Below are 391 nucleotides of genomic sequence, written 5' to 3'. Positions count from 1 at the left end.
GCACCAGCACCGCGTCGGTCTGGGCATGCGCGCCCGCCATCGGCAGCAGGATCACCGCCAGCGCGCAGGCGCCGGCCAGAAGCGAGCGTGTCATGACTGTCCCTCCGTTCAGCCGCAGCACGAACCCGGCCTGTCGTGGCCGGGCTTAAGCATTCAGATACAGACGATCAGGCCCACGGGCGCTGCGCGGCGTTCTTCTGTTCGAACGAGTCGATGGCGCCGGCCTTCTCCATGGTCAGGCCGATGTCGTCCAGCCCATTGAGCAGGCAGTGGCGCTTGAAGTCGTCGAGGTCGAACGTGACCACGCCGCCATCCGGCCCGCGGATTTCCTTGGCCTCGAGATCGACCGACAGCGTGGCGTTGGAGCCGCGCGAGGCGTCGTCCATCAGCT

Annotated in this window: 1 pseudogene; it reads right to left on the bottom strand. The window is 67.3% G+C overall.

Annotated features, from left to right (window positions below):
* Nucleotides 1-167: 167 nt before the first annotated feature.
* Nucleotides 168-391: pseudogene (locus EN781_RS33930) on the bottom strand (3-isopropylmalate dehydratase small subunit); the annotation flags it as partial.

It is taken from the genome of Mesorhizobium sp. M4A.F.Ca.ET.090.04.2.1 (assembly GCF_003999085.1).
GTDB lineage: Bacteria > Pseudomonadota > Alphaproteobacteria > Rhizobiales > Rhizobiaceae > Mesorhizobium.
Note: the sequence above shows the minus strand (reverse complement) of the source record. Positions and strands in the feature narration are given on the sequence as shown.